Origin of the sequence: Caldimonas manganoxidans ATCC BAA-369 (assembly GCF_000381125.1) — a bacterium.
GTDB lineage: Bacteria > Pseudomonadota > Gammaproteobacteria > Burkholderiales > Burkholderiaceae_C > Caldimonas > Caldimonas manganoxidans.
In genome coordinates this window covers 1-16,021 of sequence record NZ_KB905976.1, presented here as the reverse complement: position 1 = coordinate 16,021, position 16,021 = coordinate 1, and the positions used below count along the sequence as shown (strand labels likewise).

Annotated in this window: 21 protein-coding genes; 12 read left to right on the top strand and 9 right to left on the bottom strand. The window is 68.2% G+C overall.

Features of this window, described 5'->3' with window-relative positions:
- Positions 1-168: 168 nt before the first annotated feature.
- The 6 genes from F615_RS18895 to F615_RS0116180 all read left to right on the top strand — a co-directional run bounded on the left by F615_RS18895 (position 169) and on the right by F615_RS0116180 (position 5,032).
- Positions 169-774 carry a GGDEF domain-containing protein gene (locus F615_RS18895; RefSeq protein WP_019562216.1) on the top strand — a complete coding sequence of 202 codons (606 nt, stop codon included), beginning with the start codon at positions 169-171 and terminating at the stop codon, positions 772-774.
- A gap of 83 nt (positions 775-857) precedes the next feature.
- Positions 858-2,549: an O-antigen ligase family protein gene (locus F615_RS19545; protein ID WP_019562215.1), complete on the top strand. Its 1,692-nt coding sequence runs from the start codon at positions 858-860 to the stop codon at positions 2,547-2,549.
- 94 nt (positions 2,550-2,643) lie between these two features.
- The gene (locus F615_RS0116195) at positions 2,644-2,877 is read left to right on the top strand and encodes a hypothetical protein (protein ID WP_156824676.1); all 234 of its coding nucleotides are present in this window, start codon (positions 2,644-2,646) and stop codon (positions 2,875-2,877) included.
- Between the two features lie 169 nt (positions 2,878-3,046).
- A complete protein-coding gene (locus F615_RS0116190) occupies positions 3,047-3,319 on the top strand; it encodes a hypothetical protein (RefSeq protein ID WP_019562213.1) in 273 nt (90 codons plus the stop codon).
- A complete protein-coding gene (locus F615_RS0116185; RefSeq protein ID WP_019562212.1) occupies positions 3,316-3,513 on the top strand; it encodes a hypothetical protein in 198 nt (65 codons plus the stop codon). The genes F615_RS0116190 and F615_RS0116185 overlap by 4 nt, the downstream gene beginning before the upstream one ends.
- Before the next feature lie 247 nt (positions 3,514-3,760).
- Positions 3,761-5,032, top strand: a complete 1,272-nt coding sequence (locus F615_RS0116180; RefSeq protein ID WP_019562211.1) for a solute carrier family 23 protein — start codon at positions 3,761-3,763, stop codon at positions 5,030-5,032.
- Here F615_RS0116180 and proC read toward each other — a convergent pair whose 3' ends face one another.
- Both proC and F615_RS0116170 read right to left on the bottom strand, forming a co-directional pair.
- A complete protein-coding gene (gene proC, locus F615_RS0116175; RefSeq protein WP_019562210.1) occupies positions 5,033-5,851 on the bottom strand; it encodes a pyrroline-5-carboxylate reductase in 819 nt (272 codons plus the stop codon).
- Between the two features lie 19 nt (positions 5,852-5,870).
- Positions 5,871-6,569 carry a dienelactone hydrolase family protein gene (locus F615_RS0116170; RefSeq protein ID WP_019562209.1) on the bottom strand — a complete coding sequence of 233 codons (699 nt, stop codon included), beginning with the start codon at positions 6,567-6,569 and terminating at the stop codon, positions 5,871-5,873.
- A gap of 107 nt (positions 6,570-6,676) precedes the next feature.
- On the opposite strand from F615_RS0116170, the gene F615_RS0116165 reads away from it, so the two are divergent.
- A complete protein-coding gene (locus F615_RS0116165) occupies positions 6,677-7,159 on the top strand; it encodes an Lrp/AsnC ligand binding domain-containing protein (RefSeq protein ID WP_019562208.1) in 483 nt (160 codons plus the stop codon).
- Here F615_RS0116165 and F615_RS0116160 read toward each other — a convergent pair whose 3' ends face one another.
- The gene (locus F615_RS0116160) at positions 7,160-7,846 is read right to left on the bottom strand and encodes a YggS family pyridoxal phosphate-dependent enzyme (RefSeq protein ID WP_019562207.1); all 687 of its coding nucleotides are present in this window, start codon (positions 7,844-7,846) and stop codon (positions 7,160-7,162) included. It abuts the gene before it with no gap.
- Positions 7,847-7,929: 83 nt separating this feature from the next.
- Between F615_RS0116160 and F615_RS0116155 the strand changes: the two genes are divergently transcribed.
- From F615_RS0116155 to F615_RS0116140, 4 genes are read left to right on the top strand one after another with little or no spacing between them, the layout of a single operon-like run.
- On the top strand, positions 7,930-8,973 hold the full coding sequence (locus F615_RS0116155) for a type IV pilus twitching motility protein PilT (RefSeq protein WP_019562206.1): 1,044 nt from the start codon (positions 7,930-7,932) through the stop codon (positions 8,971-8,973).
- Positions 8,974-9,013: 40 nt separating this feature from the next.
- The gene (locus F615_RS0116150) at positions 9,014-9,670 is read left to right on the top strand and encodes a cyclic nucleotide-binding domain-containing protein (protein WP_019562205.1); all 657 of its coding nucleotides are present in this window, start codon (positions 9,014-9,016) and stop codon (positions 9,668-9,670) included.
- A gap of 10 nt (positions 9,671-9,680) precedes the next feature.
- Positions 9,681-10,817 (top strand): PilT/PilU family type 4a pilus ATPase, encoded by a 1,137-nt coding sequence (locus F615_RS0116145; RefSeq protein ID WP_019562204.1) that lies wholly within the window; start codon positions 9,681-9,683, stop codon positions 10,815-10,817.
- Positions 10,818-10,821: 4 nt separating this feature from the next.
- Entirely contained in the window at positions 10,822-11,718 is an 897-nt protein-coding gene (locus F615_RS0116140) for an NAD(P)-dependent oxidoreductase (RefSeq protein WP_019562203.1), read from the top strand.
- Position 11,719: 1 nt separating this feature from the next.
- Here F615_RS0116140 and F615_RS0116135 read toward each other — a convergent pair whose 3' ends face one another.
- From F615_RS0116135 to F615_RS0116125, 3 genes are all read right to left on the bottom strand, one after another.
- Positions 11,720-12,388, bottom strand: a complete 669-nt coding sequence (locus tag F615_RS0116135) for a BON domain-containing protein (protein ID WP_019562202.1) — start codon at positions 12,386-12,388, stop codon at positions 11,720-11,722.
- A complete protein-coding gene (locus tag F615_RS0116130; protein ID WP_019562201.1) occupies positions 12,385-12,975 on the bottom strand; it encodes an SIS domain-containing protein in 591 nt (196 codons plus the stop codon). Before F615_RS0116130 ends, F615_RS0116135 begins: the two co-directional genes overlap by 4 nt.
- A gap of 97 nt (positions 12,976-13,072) precedes the next feature.
- Positions 13,073-13,441 carry a YraN family protein gene (locus F615_RS0116125; protein ID WP_019562200.1) on the bottom strand — a complete coding sequence of 123 codons (369 nt, stop codon included), beginning with the start codon at positions 13,439-13,441 and terminating at the stop codon, positions 13,073-13,075.
- Between F615_RS0116125 and rsmI the strand changes: the two genes are divergently transcribed.
- A complete protein-coding gene (gene rsmI, locus F615_RS0116120) occupies positions 13,434-14,375 on the top strand; it encodes a 16S rRNA (cytidine(1402)-2'-O)-methyltransferase (protein WP_019562199.1) in 942 nt (313 codons plus the stop codon). The two genes, F615_RS0116125 and rsmI, sit on opposite strands and share 8 nt — an antisense overlap.
- A 1-nt stretch (position 14,376) precedes the next feature.
- Here the strand turns inward: rsmI and F615_RS0116115 are convergent, their stop codons facing one another.
- From F615_RS0116115 to F615_RS20580, 3 genes are all read right to left on the bottom strand, one after another.
- Entirely contained in the window at positions 14,377-15,216 is an 840-nt protein-coding gene (locus tag F615_RS0116115) for a septal ring lytic transglycosylase RlpA family protein (protein WP_019562198.1), read from the bottom strand.
- A 59-nt stretch (positions 15,217-15,275) separates the two neighbouring features.
- Positions 15,276-15,428, bottom strand: a complete 153-nt coding sequence (locus F615_RS20070; protein WP_019562197.1) for a hypothetical protein — start codon at positions 15,426-15,428, stop codon at positions 15,276-15,278.
- 330 nt (positions 15,429-15,758) lie between these two features.
- Positions 15,759-16,021 (bottom strand): transposase (locus F615_RS20580; protein WP_019562196.1); only part of this gene is annotated, 263 nt, incomplete at its 5' end.

Sequence of the window (16,021 nt, the reverse complement as noted above, 5' to 3'; positions counted from 1 at the left end):
AACATCCGTTGGCTGCTGCGTGCCATCGCCCGGCGGGGCATTGCTCCAGCCTTTTTGCGCTCGCTCTGGCTGCTGTCAGCGCTCGCCGCGTTCGCAAGTCGACTCGCTACTCTTGCACCTCCGGCGCTTCTCGTCGGCACCGCGAGATGAATTTTGCAGGGCCGACTCATGACGGTACTGGAGCTGCGCCGCCTCAACGCGCGGCAATCGCAGATGCTGGAGGATTTGCGGCGCACGCAGGAGCAGCTCAAGGTGCTGGCCGCCACCGACGCCCTCACCGGACTGGCCAATCGCCGAGCCTTCCACGACCGTCTGAAGCAGGAGCAGGCCCTGATCGACCGCAAGGGCCTGCCGGCCAGCCTGCTGATGATGGATCTGGACCATTTCAAGCACATCAACGACACCTACGGCCACCCCGCAGGCGACGAGGTGCTGCGCCACTTCGCCCGGCTGTGTGGTCAGGTGTTCCGCGCCTCCGACCTGGTGGCGCGTTGGGGAGGTGAGGAGTTCATCGCGCTGCTGCCGCGCACCACGCTGGGCGAGGCCTGCTGCGTGGCCGAGCGCCTGCGCCAAGCCTTGGCGGCCCAGCCGGTGGTCGTGGAGGGCGGCGTGGCGATCCCGGCGACCACGAGCATCGGCGTGACCGAGATGGCGCCGCTTCAGCCCCTCGGCCAGACGCTGCGTGAGCTCGACGAGCGGCTCTATGCCGCCAAGACTGCCGGCCGCAACACCGTGGTGGGGGACACCGAGGCCGGCCACCCGCGCGACGCTTGAAGACCGGGCTTCGCGGTCGGGGCGACGGGCAGGCCGGGGGCGCTACAGTCCCGCCCATGTCCCCTTCCGTCTGACACCTCGCGGTGACCTCGTTCCTTGCCCTCTTGCTGGTGCCCGGCTGGGCCATCGGCCTGACCCAGCCCCCGTTCTCGTCGTTCTACAACGTCACCCTGGCCATGGCGGGCTGGGGGGCGGTGCTGGGCTTGGGGGCGTGGCGGATGGGCCGTGACGACGGGGCAGTGCCCCATGCGGCCTGGGGCTGGGCGCTGGCCGCCCTGGTGCTGGGGGGCTGGGCGGCCGTGCAGGGTTCTCGCGCCGGGGCCGGCCTGGCCGCGGCGCTGGCGCTGACCGCTTTCGGCCGCTGGCTGGGCGGGCCGGTGTGGCGGGGGCCGGCGGCCCGGACGGTGCTGAGCGCGTTGGCCTGGGGCCTGCTGCTGGCGGCGCTGCTGAACGTGGGCGTCGCGCTGGTGCAGTACTTCGCCCCCGCCTGGGCCGACGGGGTCTGGGTCGCCCGGCCCACCACCCCGGGACGGGCCTTCGGCAACCTGCGCCAGCCCAACCACCTGGCCTCGCTGATGCTGATGGGGTTGTGCGTGCTGCCCGTGCTGGCGACGGGCAGGCGGGGCCGTTGGGCCTGGGCGGCCCTGGCAGCCCTGACGCTGGGGGTGGCGCTGAGCAGCTCGCGCACCGGGCTGCTGGGCCTGGGGGGGCTGGCGCTGTGGGCGGCGATCGACCGCGGCTTGCCCGCTGGGGCGCGACGTCTGTTCTGGGCGGCCCCGGCGGTGGCGGTGGCGTGGTGGCTGGGGCTGTGGGGCTGGGGCGAGATGGGCGGCACGGCCTATTACGGCGAGACGCGGCTGGAGGGGGGCGGCGATCTCAGCAGCTCGCGCTTTGCGATCTGGTCGAACACGCTGGCGCTGATCGCGGCGCACCCGTGGACGGGGGTGGGCTGGGGGAATTTCAATGCGGCCTGGACCTTCACGCCTTTCCCCGACCGGCCGGTGGCCTTCTTCGATCACAGCCACAACCTGGTGCTGCAGTTGATGGTGGAGCTCGGCATCCCGGCCGCGCTGGCCCTGCTGGGCGCGCTGGCCTGGGTGTTGTGGCGGGCGCGCGGTGCCTTGTCGCTGCCGGGGGAGGCTGGCCTCGCCGCGCGCTCGGCGCTGATGATGCTGGCGGTGCTGGGCTGGCACAGCCTGCTGGAGTACCCGCTGTGGTACGCCTACTTCCTGCTGCCGGCAGCCTTTGCGCTGGGTCTTCTCCTCGGGCTGGGGGCGCCGCCACGGCCCAGTGCATCCGCTCCTGCGCCGGCATGGACGCGCTGGCTCTTCCCCGTCGCGGGCGGCCTGATGGTGGCCGGCTCACTGCATGCCATGGTGGACTACCAGCGGGTGGTGCAGATCTTCACGCCCTCGGGCGAGGCGGGGCGGGCCTCGCTCAGTGAGCGCATCCGCATCGGTCAGGGCAGCCACTGGTTCGCCGTGCATGCCGACTATGCCGCCGTGACCACGGCGCCGCGACCGTCGGAGGTGTTCGAGCAGTTTGAGCGGCCGCTGCGGCATCTGATCGACGCGCGGCTGATGATCGCCTATGCCAAGGCCTTGCACGAACGTGGCGAAGACGACCGGGCCCTTTACGTGGTGCACCGGCTGCGCGAGTTCCGGCACCGGCTGGGCCGCGACTTCCTGGCGGTGTGCGCTCAGCCCGATCCGCCGCACTTCCCGTGCGGGCCGCAGCCGCAGGGCCTGAGCTGGCGGGAGCTTGCGACGCCTTGATGTTTCGCACGATCGTGCTGGCCTGCAAACATGGACGCCAAGACCAATCGCAGCGAAGCTTACGCGCGCGGCCATCCTCGACACCGCCTTGCTGATGGCGGCGCAAGAGGGCCTGGAGAGCGCGATCACTGGCCGTCGGCCGCGCGGTGGGGGGCGTGACCGCGACGACCTGACGGTTCCCGTCGCCGACGGCGAGCGGCTGGCCGCCGCGCTGCCAGGGTCCAGGTTGATGCTCACTTCCGGTCTGGGCCACCGCCGCACCTTGCAGGACCCGGCCGTGGTGGCCGAGGTGGTGCGCACGGTGCACGCATGGCGCACTGCACCATGACACAGACTGCACGTTCGTGCGGCCTGGGGTGACAATCCTTGTCAGCGGAGGGCGGCCGGGCGTGTGATATCTCCGCATCCGGCGCAGGTGGCCATATTTCGTTACGTTCCGGGGGTTGGCATGAAAGCTGCCATGGGACAGACACTGCTGTTTCACCGGAAGTCCAGACATGGCCTTGCTCAGCTTCAAGCGTCGCGCGGCAAGCCGCTCCCAGGCGGGTGACATCGCGCGCCGCGGCCGTCAACAATCGCCTGCCAGCCTGGCGCCGCGCCGGCCCGGCGGGCTGTCGTCCATGCTGCGCCTGACGCCGCTGCAGAGCGAGACCTCGCCGTCGCAGAGCTGGCCCAGCCTGGCGCTGGCCCGGCTGGGCAAGCCCGTGCCCAGCGCGCCGGCCTTTTTGTGTACCGACTTCGCGCCCAGCCAGTGGCTGACGAAATCATGATCCGCGCCAGCACTGCCGCCATTGCCTCCACCGTGCTGGCTCGGCACCTGGCCAGCACGCAGACGCCGCAGGCTGTGCCTGCAAGGCCGTCGGCGCCGCCGGCCCAGGCCGGCCATGCCGGGCTGCGCCAGTACCAGGTGCTGCAGTCGCGCACCGAGCCGGCCCAGCTCACGCTGCGGCTGGGTCGCCGCTGAACCGCTGTTTTCCAGGGACGTCGGGGGAAGAGGGGGCGGCCGGGGTCTGAGAGAGCGAGAGCCCCGGCCGCCTTTCCTTAACGGAGTCCGCCGCCCGCCGTGCATTGCATGGCGGGCTCTTTTTTTGTGGTGCGCCGCAACGCCCCCCTGGTCTTCGCGTGCAGCCTGCTCCTACACTCGCGCACGACCGTGCCCACTCGAGGCGCGGCGTCCCGGTGCAACAACACACAACACGGAGCTTCCTTCCATGAGCCTTTTTCCGACATGGCGCGAGACCACGCAGGACGTCGTCGCCCCCGACGAGCGCCTGCCCTGGCCCCAGACGGTGGCGATGGGCGTCCAGCATGTGGTGGCGATGTTCGGCGCCACCGTGCTGGCGCCGCTGTTGATGGGCTTCGACCCGAACGTCGCCATCCTGATGAGCGGCATCGGCACCTTGATCTTCTTTTTCGTGGTCGGCGGCAAGGTGCCGAGCTACCTGGGTTCGAGCTTTGCCTTCATCGGCGTGGTGATCGCCGCCAGCGGCTATGCCGGCAGCGGCCCCAATGCCAACCTCGGGGTGGCGCTGGGCGGCATCGTCATCTGTGGCTTGGTCTACGCGATCATCGGCTTCATCGTGATGGGGGCGGGCACGGGCTGGATCGAGCGCTTCATGCCCCCGGTGGTCACCGGCTCGGTGGTGGCCGTCATCGGCCTGAACCTGGCCCACATCCCGGTGAAGAACATGGCGCCCACGCCGTTCGACGCGTGGATGCAGGCCCTCACCTTCGTCTGCGTGGGCCTGGTGGCCGTCTTCACGCGGGGCATGGTGCAGCGCCTGCTCATCCTGGTGGGCCTGATCGTCGCGTCCATCGTCTACGCCATCCTCACCAACGGGTTGGGTCTGGGCAAGCCGATCGACTTGTCGGGCATTGCCAGCGCGCCCTGGTTCGGCATGCCGGGCTTTGCCGCGCCGGTGTTCGAGCTCAACGCCATCTTGCTGATCGCCCCGGTGGCCGTGATCCTGGTGGCCGAGAACCTCGGTCACATCAAGGCGGTGAGCGCGATGACCGGCCGCGACATGAATCCCTACATGGGCCGCGCCTTCGTGGGGGATGGCATCGCCACGATGGTGAGCGGCGCCTCGGGGGGCACGGGGGTGACCACCTATGCCGAGAACATCGGCGTGATGGCGGCCACGAAGATCTACTCGACGGCCATCTTCGTCGTGGCCGGGTTGATCGCCATCGTGCTGGGCTTCAGCCCCAAGTTCGGTGCGCTGATCCAGGCCGTGCCGCTGGCCGTGATGGGCGGCGTGTCCATCGTGGTCTTCGGCCTGATCGCGGTGGCCGGCGCCAAGATCTGGGTCGACAACAAGGTCGACTTCTCCGACAACACCAACCTGATCGTGGCCGCCATCACCCTGGTGCTGGGCACGGGCGACTTCACGCTGAAGATCGGCGACTTCGCCCTGGGCGGCATCGGCACCGCCACCTTCGGCGCGATCGCGCTGTACGCGCTGCTGAAGAAGCGGGGCTGATCAACCGCCGAACTCGTCGCCCAGCTCGCGTGCGCGCTGCTGGGCGGCCTTCAGCGCCCGCACGAACGCCGCGGCCACCCCGTCGGCCTGCAGCGACTGCAGCGCCGCCTGGGTGGTGCCGCCCTTGGAAGTGACGCGCTCGCGCAGCACCGAGGGCGGATCGTCCGAGCGGCGGGCCAGCTCGGCTGCGCCGGCAAAGGTGGCCAGCGCCAGCTGTTTGCCCTGCTCGGCGCTCAGGCCCATCGCCTGGGCGGCGGCCATCATGGCCTCGACCATGTAAAAGACATACGCCGGCCCGGAGCCCGACAACGCGGTGACCGCGTCCAGGTCGGCCTCTTGCGACACCCACAGCGTGGCGCCGGTGGGCGCCAGCAGCTGCTCGACGCGCGCGCGTTCATCGGCGCCGACCTCGGGCCGGGCATACAGGCCGGAGATGCCCTGGCCGATGAGGGCCGGGGTGTTGGGCATGGCCCGCACGATGCGGGCGCTGCCCGTGGCGCGCACCAGGGCCTCGGTGCGGATGCCGGCCATCACACTGAGGTGCAAGGCGTGGCCGACGTGGGCGGCGCACGGGGCGGCCGCTTCCTTGAACAGCTGCGGCTTGACCGCCCACACGACGGTGTCGGCCCGGCGCAGTGAGGCATCGGCTGCGGGCAGGGCCGTCAGGCCCAGCTCGCGCTGCAGGCGTTGGCGTTGCTCGGCCCAGGGCTCGATGACGAGCAGTTGCTCGCGAGGGTGCCCGGCGCGGATCAGGCCGCCGAGGATGGCCTGGGCCATGTTGCCCCCGCCGACGAAGGCCAGGGTGGAAGTGGTGCTCATGGTGCGGAAGGTGCTTGCCTCAGAACAAGGTGGTGGCCAGCAGGGTCAGGCTGCGCGCCAGTGCCAGTGCGGCCGAGGGCGGATGATAGGTGGCGCGCGCCCAGCAGTTGAAGCCGTGGTCGGCCTCGGCATAGACATGGACCTGCGCCTGCGGCAGCGCTTGGCGCACGCGCTGCACCGCCTCCAGGGGGATGTGAGCGTCACGTTGGCCATAGTGCAGCAGCATCGGACAGCGCACGCGCTCGGCCAGATCGAGCCGGTCCTGGATGCCGCCGCCATAGTAGGCCACGGCCGCATCGACCTCGGTGTGGGCTGCAGCCAGATAGGCCAGCCGGCCGCCCAGGCAGTAGCCCAAGACGCCCACGCCACCGACGACTTCGGCTCGCCCTCGCAGGGCCTGCACGGCCGCCACGGCGTCTTGCGTGAGTTGGGCCGGGTCTGCGCGGGCCAGCAAGGCGCGTGCGCGCTGCAGGTCGTCGCCGTCATAGCCCAGCTCGATGCGCGGGGCCTGGCGCCAGAACACGTCGGGCGCCAACACCACATACCCTGCCAGCGCGTAGTGCTCGGCCACCGCGCGGATGTGCGCATTGACCCCGAAGATTTCCTGGAACAACACCAGTCCCGGCCCCCGGCCGGCCGGCGGCAAGGCCAGGTAGGCGGCCTGCGACCGGCCGTCGCGCGGCAGATCGATCCATTGGGTGGGCACGGTTTGGGACATCGGCATCCTCCTGTGAACGGCCTGTCGTTTGTATGGATTGCGAGTATGGGGCGAATTACCTAGGATGAAAGTTGCCGATTCGACATCAATTTAGTGAATCATCCAAGATGAAAACCGAGTCCGACGCCCCACGCAGCCTGGACAAGATCGACCGCAAGATTTTGCGCATCTTGCAGGAGGACGGGCGCATCGCCAACCTCAAGTTGGCCGAGGCGGTGCATTTGTCGCCCACGGCGGTGCTGGAGCGGGTCAAGCGCTTGACGCGCGATGGCTACATCCTCGGCTATGAGGCGCGGCTCAACCCGCAGTTGCTGGGCGCAGGCATGATGGTGTTCGTCGAGGTGGTGCTGGATCGCACCACGCCAGACGTGATGAATGCCTTCAAGGCGGCCGTGCAGACCCGGCCCGAGATCCTCGAGTGTCATCTCGTGGCCGGGGGCTTCGACTACCTCATCAAGACCCGGGTGGCCGACATGCAGGCCTATCGCGAGCTGATCGGCACGGTGGTGTGGTCGCTGCCGGGCGTGCGCGAAACCCACACCTATGCGGTGATGGAGGAGGTGAAGAACACGGCCCGGCTGCCGATCTGATCACCGCGGGCCGAAGATGGCCGTGCCCACGCGCACGATGGTGGCGCCCTCGGCGATGGCGGCCTCCAAGTCGGCGCTCATGCCCATGGACAGGGTGTCCAGCGCCAGCCCCTGGGCGCGCAGGCCGGCCAGCAGCTCGCGCAAGGCGCGATGCGGCCGGCGCTGGGCCTGCGGGTCGTCCGACGGCTCGGGGATGGCCATCAGGCCGCGCAAGCGCAAGCGTGGCAGGGCGGCCACTTGCCGCGCCAGCGCCCCCACCTCGGCAGGGGGCAGGCCGCTTTTGCTGGCCTCGCCGCTGATGTTGACCTGCAAGCACACCTGCAAGGGCGGCAGGTGCGCCGGTCGTTGCTCGGACAGGCGCTGCGCGATCTTCAGGCGGTCCACGGAGTGCACCCAGTCGAAATGCTCGGCCACCGCTTTGGTCTTGTTGCTTTGCAGCGGGCCGATCAGATGCCATTCGATCTGCGAGCGCACATCGGCCAGCGCGGCCATCTTCTGCAGCGCCTCTTGCACGTAGTTCTCGCCGAAGCGGTGTTGGCCGGCGGCCAGGGCTTCACGCACGGCAGCCGCGCCGAAGGTTTTGCTGACCGCCAGCAGCGTGACGCTTTGCACGTCGCGTTGCGCGCTTGCACAGGCCGCCGCGATGCGGTCCCTCACTTGTTGTATGTTCTGAGTGATCGTCGCCATAATGGCGCGAGCTTACGGCACATTGCCGCGTCCTCGTACCACTGCGCGCCGTGCGCATCACCTCGGGAGCCTGAAGGGCAGACATGGACATCACGCAACTGCTGGCGTTCTCGGTCAAGAACAAGGCGTCGGATCTACACCTGTCTGCGGGCTTGCCCCCGATGATTCGCGTGCATGGCGACGTGCGCCGCATCAATGTCGACCCGTTGGAGCACAAGCAAGTGCACGACATGGTCTACGACATCATGAACGATGCCCAGCGCAAGGCTTACGAGGAGACGCTGGAATGCGATTTCTCGTTCGAGATCCAGGGGCTGGCGCGCTTTCGTGTCAATGCCTTCAACCACAATCGCGGCGCCGGCGCGGTCTTTCGAACCATTCCGTCGAAGATCCTCACGCTCGAGCAGCTCAATGCGCCCAAGGTGTTCGCCGAGCTGGCACTCAAGCCGCGCGGCCTGATCCTCGTGACCGGGCCCACCGGCTCGGGCAAGTCGACCACGTTGGCGGCGATGATCAACCACCTCAACGAGAACGCATACGGGCACATCCTCACCGTCGAAGACCCGATCGAGTTCGTGCACGAGTCCAAAAAGTGCCTGATCAACCAGCGCGAGGTCGGCCCGCACACGCTGAGCTTCAACAATGCGCTGCGCTCGGCGCTGCGCGAGGACCCGGATGCCATCTTGGTGGGCGAGATGCGCGACTTGGAAACCATCCGCCTGGCGCTGACCGCGGCCGAGACGGGCCACCTGGTGTTCGGCACCCTACACACCTCCAGCGCGGCCAAGACCATCGATCGCATCGTCGATGTGTTTCCGGCTGCCGAGAAGGAAATGGTGCGCGCGATGCTGTCGGAGTCGCTGGTGGCCGTGATCTCGCAAACCCTGTGCAAGCTCAAAGACGGTTCGGGCCGCGTGGCAGCGCACGAGATCATGCTGGGCACCTCGGCCATCCGCAACCTGATCCGCGAAAACAAGATCGCCCAGATGTACTCGGCCATTCAGACGGGCAACAGCATGGGCATGATGACCTTGGACCAATGCTTGGCCGACCTCGTGCGTCGCAACGTGATTTCTGCGGCCGAGGCGCGCAGCAAGGCCAAGTTCCCCGAGAACTTCCCGGGCTGAACCGGACACTCGCACCGCCGCGGCGACGGCCGTCATTGCCATGAAAAAGCTGATCGACAAACTCAAAGCCAAAGGAGGCAGTGGTCCGGCTGCCGACACGGGCAGCGCCGAACCCGACGCGGACTCGCGTTTCTTCTCGACGATGTTCCAAGAGCGCGCCGAGGAGAACCTGCCCCAGGCGACTTGGCGTGAGCGAGCGCAACGCATCGGCGCCAGGCCGTACGACCGCGAGCGTGGCGCGCAAAAGTTCGCCCAGCTCTGGGGCGTGGATCGCTACGCGGCGAGTTTGAGCCCGCAGGATCTGGCCCGCATGAGCCAGTATCTCGAGTTCGTCGAGGTCGATGCCAACCAGGAGATCATCGGTCAGGACGAATTGGGCGACTACATGGTCATCGTGCTTGGGGGCTCGATCGCGGTTGACCGCATCCAGCCTTGGGGGGCTCGGGCGCGTCTGGCCGAGGCACGCCCTGGCGACATGTTGGGGGAGATGTCGTTGCTGGATGCCGGGTCGCGCTTCTCGGCCTGCACCACCCTCACCCCTTGCGTGCTCGCCGTGGTCGATGCCCAGGGGCTCGATCGCATGATCATGCAAGAGCCGCGCTTGGGGCTGGCCTTGTTGGCCTCGCTGGCGCGCCGTCTGTCATTGCGCCTGCGCCAAGTCAGTGCACGCTTGAGTGCCCTGCTGTCGCGCGGCTGAGGATCCCATCATGGAAAGAGATCAGGCTTCCAAGTTCGTCAACGACCTGCTGCGCTTGATGGTCGCGCGCAATGGGTCGGACCTGTTCCTGACGGCCGAATTCCCACCGGCGATCAAGGTGGACGGCAAGATCACCAAGGTCTCGCCCCAGCCCTTGACCGGCCAGCACACGATGGCGCTGGCGCGCGCCATCATGAACGACAAGCAGGCCGCCGAATTCGAGCGCACCAAGGAATGCAATTTCGCCATCGCACCGCAGGGCATTGGGCGCTTCCGCGTCAATGCCTTCGTGCAGCAAGGGCATGTCGGCCTGGTGCTGCGGGTCATTCCGCAGGCGCTGCCCACCATCGACGGCTTGGGCTTGCCCACCATCCTGAAGGACATCGCGATGACCAAGCGGGGCTTGGTGATCATGGTGGGGGCCACCGGCTCGGGCAAGAGCACCACGCTGGCGGCCATGGTGGACTATCGCAACGAACATTCGCAGGGCCACATCATCACCATCGAAGACCCGGTGGAGTTCGTGCATCCGCATAAAAACTGCATCGTCACGCAGCGCGAGGTCGGCATCGACACCGACGGCTGGGATGCAGCGCTGAAGAACGCGCTGCGCCAGGCCCCCGACGTGATTCTGATGGGCGAAATCCGCGACCGCGAGACCATGGAGCACGCCGTGGCCTTTGCCGAGACGGGGCATCTGTGCATGGCGACGCTGCATGCCAACAGCGCCAACCAGGCGCTGGATCGCATCATCAACTTCTTCCCCGAGGAGCGCCGCGCCCAGTTGCTGATGGATTTGTCGCTCAACCTCAAGGCCATGGTCTCGCAGCGTCTGCTGCCGCGCCAGGAGGGCAAGGGCCGCATCGCGGCGGTGGAGATCCTGCTCAACACCCCGTTGATTTCCGAGCTGATCTTCAAGGGCGAAGTGGCCGAGATCAAGGAGATCATGAAGAAGAGCCGCGAGCTGGGCATGCAGACCTTCGACCAATCGCTGTTCGACCTGTACGAAGGCAATTTCGTGACCTACGAGGATGCTTTGCGCAATGCGGACTCGGTCAATGACCTGCGTCTGCAGATCAAGCTCAACAGCAACCGGGCTCGCAGTGCCGATCTGGCCGCAGGCACCGAGCATTTGACGATCGTGTGACCCCATGAACAGTCCCAAGACCTACGCCCCTGTGGCACCCCACACCGTGGCCTTCCTTGGCCTGGGGGTGATGGGCTACCCGATGGCCGGGCACTTGGCCCGAGCCGGCCATCGAGTCACCGTGTACAACCGCACGGCGGCCAAGGCCGAACGGTGGGTCGCCGAATATGGCGGGGCTTGCGCGGCCACGCCCCGCCAGGCCGCGCAAGACGCCGACATCGTTTTTGCGTGCGTGGGCAATGACGATGATTTGCGCTCGGTGGTCTTGGGCGAGGACGGAGCCTTGGCCGGCATGAAGCCCGGGGCGATTTTCATGGACCACACCACGGCCTCGGCCGAGGTGGCCCGCGAGCTGGGGGCGCAGGCCCGCCGTCGCGGGCTGTGGTTCATCGACGCTCCCGTCTCGGGCGGCAACCTCGGGGCCCTCAACGGCACGCTGACCGTGATGTGCGGCGGCGAGGCCGCGGCCTTCGAGCGGGCGCAGCCGGTGGCCATGGCCTACGCCAAGGCCGTGACCTTGCTGGGCGAGCAAGGGGCGGGCCAGTTGGCCAAGATGGTCAACCAAATCGCCATTGCCGGCTTGCTGCAAGGGCTGTCCGAAGCGATTGCCTTTGGTCAAAAGGTCGGTTTGGACATGAAGGCCGTGCTCGAGGTCATCGGCAAAGGCGCCGCCCAGAGCTGGCAGATGGACAACCGCGGCCCGACCATGATCGAAGACCGCTTCGACTTCGGCTTCGCGGTGGATTGGATGCGCAAAGACCTGGGGCTGTGCTTGCAAGAAGCGCGGCGCCATGGCGCGCGGCTGCCGGTGACCGCCCTGGTGGATCAGTTCTACGCCGACATCCAGGCCCAAGGCGGCGGCCGCTGGGACACCTCGAGCCTGATTCGCCGGCTCAAGTGATTCACTGGCCCGGCGAGGCGCCCGCCGGCTGTGGCCGGTTGGGCTGCAGCCGCGCCAGTTCCTCCTCGGTGATGAGCTCGAACACCGTCACCACCTTGTTCACGCCACTGACGCTGCGCGCCAGCTCGGCGGCTCGTTTGGCTTCGCGTTCGGTGACCCGACCCATCAGATAGACGGTGCCGCGCTCGGCCACCACCTTGACCGCCTGGGCCTGCAGGTCGCGTGCATCGACGAAGGTGGCTTTGACCTTGCCGCCCAGGATCACGTCATTGGAGCGCGAGGTCAGCGAACTCACCCCCATGACGGCCAAGTCGTTGACGATGGAGCGCACGTTGTCCACGGCGGCGACGATGCGCTCGGCCCGCTGCTTGTCTTCTTCCGAGGCCACTTCGCCGGTGAGCAGCACCATGCGGTTGTAGCTGGTCACGTTGACATGCGCGCGTTGTTCGTTGAAGGCTTCACGCAGGCGGTTCATGGCCTTCAACTCGATGGCCTGGTCGTCGAGTTGGGCGCCGGAGCTGCGGCGGTCGGTGGCCACCATCACGGTGCCCACGACGGCCCCCCCCACCAGCAAGGGGGCGCAGGCGGACAAGGCACTGACCAAGCCGGCGGCGGCCAGCACGGCCGCCAGCGGGCGCAGCCGACGGAAAAGAAAGGCTTGCGATGTCATGAATGATCCTCTTCTCCAAGCAATTGGGTGTCCACGGCATCGCACAGACAATACAGGGCGAGCAAGTGGACCTCGTGAACCCGCGCCGGGCGTTCGTGCGGCACGGCGATGTGCACGTCGGTTTCGGCCAGCATGTCCTTGAGCTTGCCGCCGGTTTTGCCGGTGAAGGCAATGACGGTCATCTCTTTGTCATGGGCCGCCTGCACGGCGGCCAGCACGGTGGGTGCGCTGCCGCTGACCGACAAGGCCAGCAAGATGTCGCCGGGCTGTCCCAAGGCTTGCACTTGTTTGGCATAGATCAGTGTCGGGTCCTCGCCGAGGCCGCCGAGATGCGCCGCCTCGGGGCTGAGCGCCAGCGCGGCCAAGCCGGGACGCTCACGCTCGAAACGGTCCACGAACAACGAGGCCGCATGTCGGGCCAAGCCGGCCGCGCCGTCATTGCCACAGGCCAGCACCTTGGCCCCGGCGGTCAGACAACCCACCACGGCTTGCGCGGCTTCGGCAATCGGCCGGGCGAGCAGGTCGGCGCACTGGTACTTCAGATCGGCACTTTCGAAGAACTGATGCTGGATGCGGGTTTCAAGCATGGGCGGCATCATACGGCAGCCCAATGGATGCCGGCTGCCGGGCGAAGGTTCCGTGGCCGCGCGGCCCAGGGCATGCCGGGCGGCGCGCCGCTGGCGCTCACCAGGCTTCGAACGCGGCTTTGATCCATTGCAGTTGCGGCCCCTCGAAGGCCACCACGTCGAAACGGCAGGCCGGTGCCGAGCCCAGGCGCAGCAAATAGTGCTGGGCGGCCCGCACGATGGCGCGCCGCTTGGCCGCGCCGATGCTGGCCGCCGCGCCGCCATGCGTGGGGTGGGTGCGGCTGCGCACTTCCACGAACACCAGCGTGCCGTCGCGCTCTCGCATGATGAGGTCCACTTCGCCGGCATGGGCATGCGGGCCGCGCGCCACCCGATAATTGCGCTCGACGAGTACCAGGCCGGCGCGTTGCAGATGCGCCAAGGCCCGCTGCTCGGCAGCGTCTCCTTTGTGCTTGGCCGTGAACACTTCTTCTTCCTCCTATGGGTCCGATGCCGCGCTGTGGCGCGCGGCGGCCCAGCGTGCTGCCGGGGCCCAGCAGTATCCTGCGGGCGCACTGTATGTGGTGGCCACCCCCATCGGCAACCTGGCCGACCTTGGCCTGCGCGCGCTGCATGTGCTGCACACCGTGGAGGCGCTGGCCTGCGAGGACACACGCCACACGGCCGCGCTGCTGCGTCACTATGGCATCGACAAGCCGCTGCTGGCCGTGCACGAGCACAACGAGCGCGAGGCGGCGCAGGCGGTGATCGCGCGGCTGCATTCGGGCCAACGGGTAGCCTATGTCAGTGATGCCGGCACGCCGGCCCTCTCGGACCCGGGGGCCCGTCTGGTGGCGGCCGTGCGGCAGGCCGGTTGTGGCGTGGTGCCGATCCCGGGCCCCAGCAGCGCCACGGCCGCCTTCAGCGCCGCCGGCGATGTGCACGCCGCGGGCTTTCATTTCGTGGGTTTTCTGCCCGCACGCCCGCGTGAGTTGGAGCATGCCGTGCGGGCGATCGCAGCAAGCCCCATGAGCCAGGTGATCTTCGAGTCGCCGCACCGCATCGAGACGCTGGCGCGTGCTTTGGCCCAGGCTTGTGGGTCGCGCCCGCTGACCATGGCTCGCGAGCTGACGAAGCAATTCGAAACCATCGTCACCTTGCCGACACACTCCCTGCCGCAGTGGCTGGCCGAGGACCCGCACCGCCGCCGCGGCGAATTCGTGCTCGTGCTGCATGCCCAGCCGCCTGAGGCCGCAGCGCAGGACGACCAGGCGCTGGCACGCGCCGAGCCCTTGTTGCGCGCGTTGATCGAGGCATTGCCTCTGAAGCAGGCCGTGGCCTTGGTGGCCGAGCACACCGGCGCGCCGCGCAAGGCGCTGTACGCCCGCGCCTTGGCGCTGCGCGGATCGGAGGGCGGCTGAGTCAGCGCTGCACGATCACCGGCACCAGTTGCAAGGCCTCGCGAATGCGCTCGGCCGCAGCCAGCGCTTCGTCGCGGCTGGCGTAGGGGCCGGCTTGCAGCCGGTGCAAGGAGGCGTCGGTGACGATGGTCAGGCGCGTGGCCAGCCAGGCCACCTGGGCCCTGACCTGGCTCATGAAATGCTCGGCCCCCTCGCGTTGACGGAACGCGCCCAATTGCACCCAGTGGGCGGTGGCCTCGGCCGTGGGCGCGGGCCGATCCGGCGGCGCCGGCTCGGGCCGGGGGGCGTCTGCCGGGCGGTCTGACCAGCGCCCGGCGCGGATGTCGGCATGGGTGATGCGTTCGATCTCGACGTCGGCTTGCCCCTCTTGGACGAAGCCCAGGCGGTGCGCTGCCGCATAACTCAGGTCGATGATGCGCTCGCCTCGGAAGGGGCCGCGGTCGTTGATGCGCACGATCACTTCCCGGCCGTTGCCCAGATGGCGCACGCGCACATAGCTCGGAATGGGCAGGGTGGGGTGGGCGGCCGTCATGGCGTACATGTCGTAGGGCTCCCCGCTGGAGGTGGGGCGGCCATGAAACGCCCGGCCATACCACGAGGCCAGGCCACGCTGCCGGTACGGCAGGTCGGCCGTTTGCGGCACGTAGTACCGGCCGAACATCACGTAGGGGCGGTTGGGGCCGCTGGCCAAGGGTTCGATGCGCGGGACGGCATCGGGGATGCGATTGAGCTCGGCGGCCGAGCGCTGGCCGGGCCCGTCCTGCGTGACGGCGCCGCCACGCGGCGTGGATGAACACCCGGCCAGCACCGCCAACATCACGGCCAGGGCGGGCAGCCCCATGCGCAGGGGCCCTCCGCCCCACCCAGTGCAAAGAGGGGCAGCACACATGGGGGCCTAGGTTAACGCATGTCCTGCGCGTCGGCGGCGGCGACGCCCCCATACGGCCAGCGTCCCCAGCACGTCCGACGCAGCAACGGGCCCATCCGGCGCAGCCCTGGGTGCGTGCGCAGACGGTCTTCGGTGGGCAACCACTGGCGGAGAAATTGGTGCATGGCGGCTCGATCCTGCCATCGGCACGGCCTGCGCGCACAGCCAGCCTGAGTCGTTCGAGGGGCATGGACACCTGCCTTGCAGATGCGCATGCGACGCCGCAGACTCGTACTTGAAGCCCCACTCAAAAGGGGGCGCATCGTCATGCGCGTGGTGAATTTCTCTGAGGCGCGCAACAAGCTCAAAACCGTGATCGATCAGGTCATCGACGATGCCGACCACACGCGGTCGTCGCGCGCCGGGATGCCCCCGATGCGGTGGGGATGTCGCTGGACACCTTCAACAGCCGGTTGGAGACCGCCCATCTACTGAAGTCGTCGGCCCTGCAAAATTCATCTCGCGGTGCCGACGAGAAGCGCCGGAGGTGCAAGAGTAGCGAGTCGACTCGCGAACGCGGCGAGCGCTGACAGCAGCCAGAGCGAGCGCAAAAAGGCTGGAGCAATGCCCCGCCGGGCGATGGCACGCAGCAGCCAACGGATGTTGAAGCCGGCTGCGCACAACACCGCATGCAGCGCGTCGCCCTCAGCGCCCTTGAGCCAGCAGCGCTTCATGCCGTGATCGTGCTTGGCATGCCCGATGGCCGGCTCGACCGCCT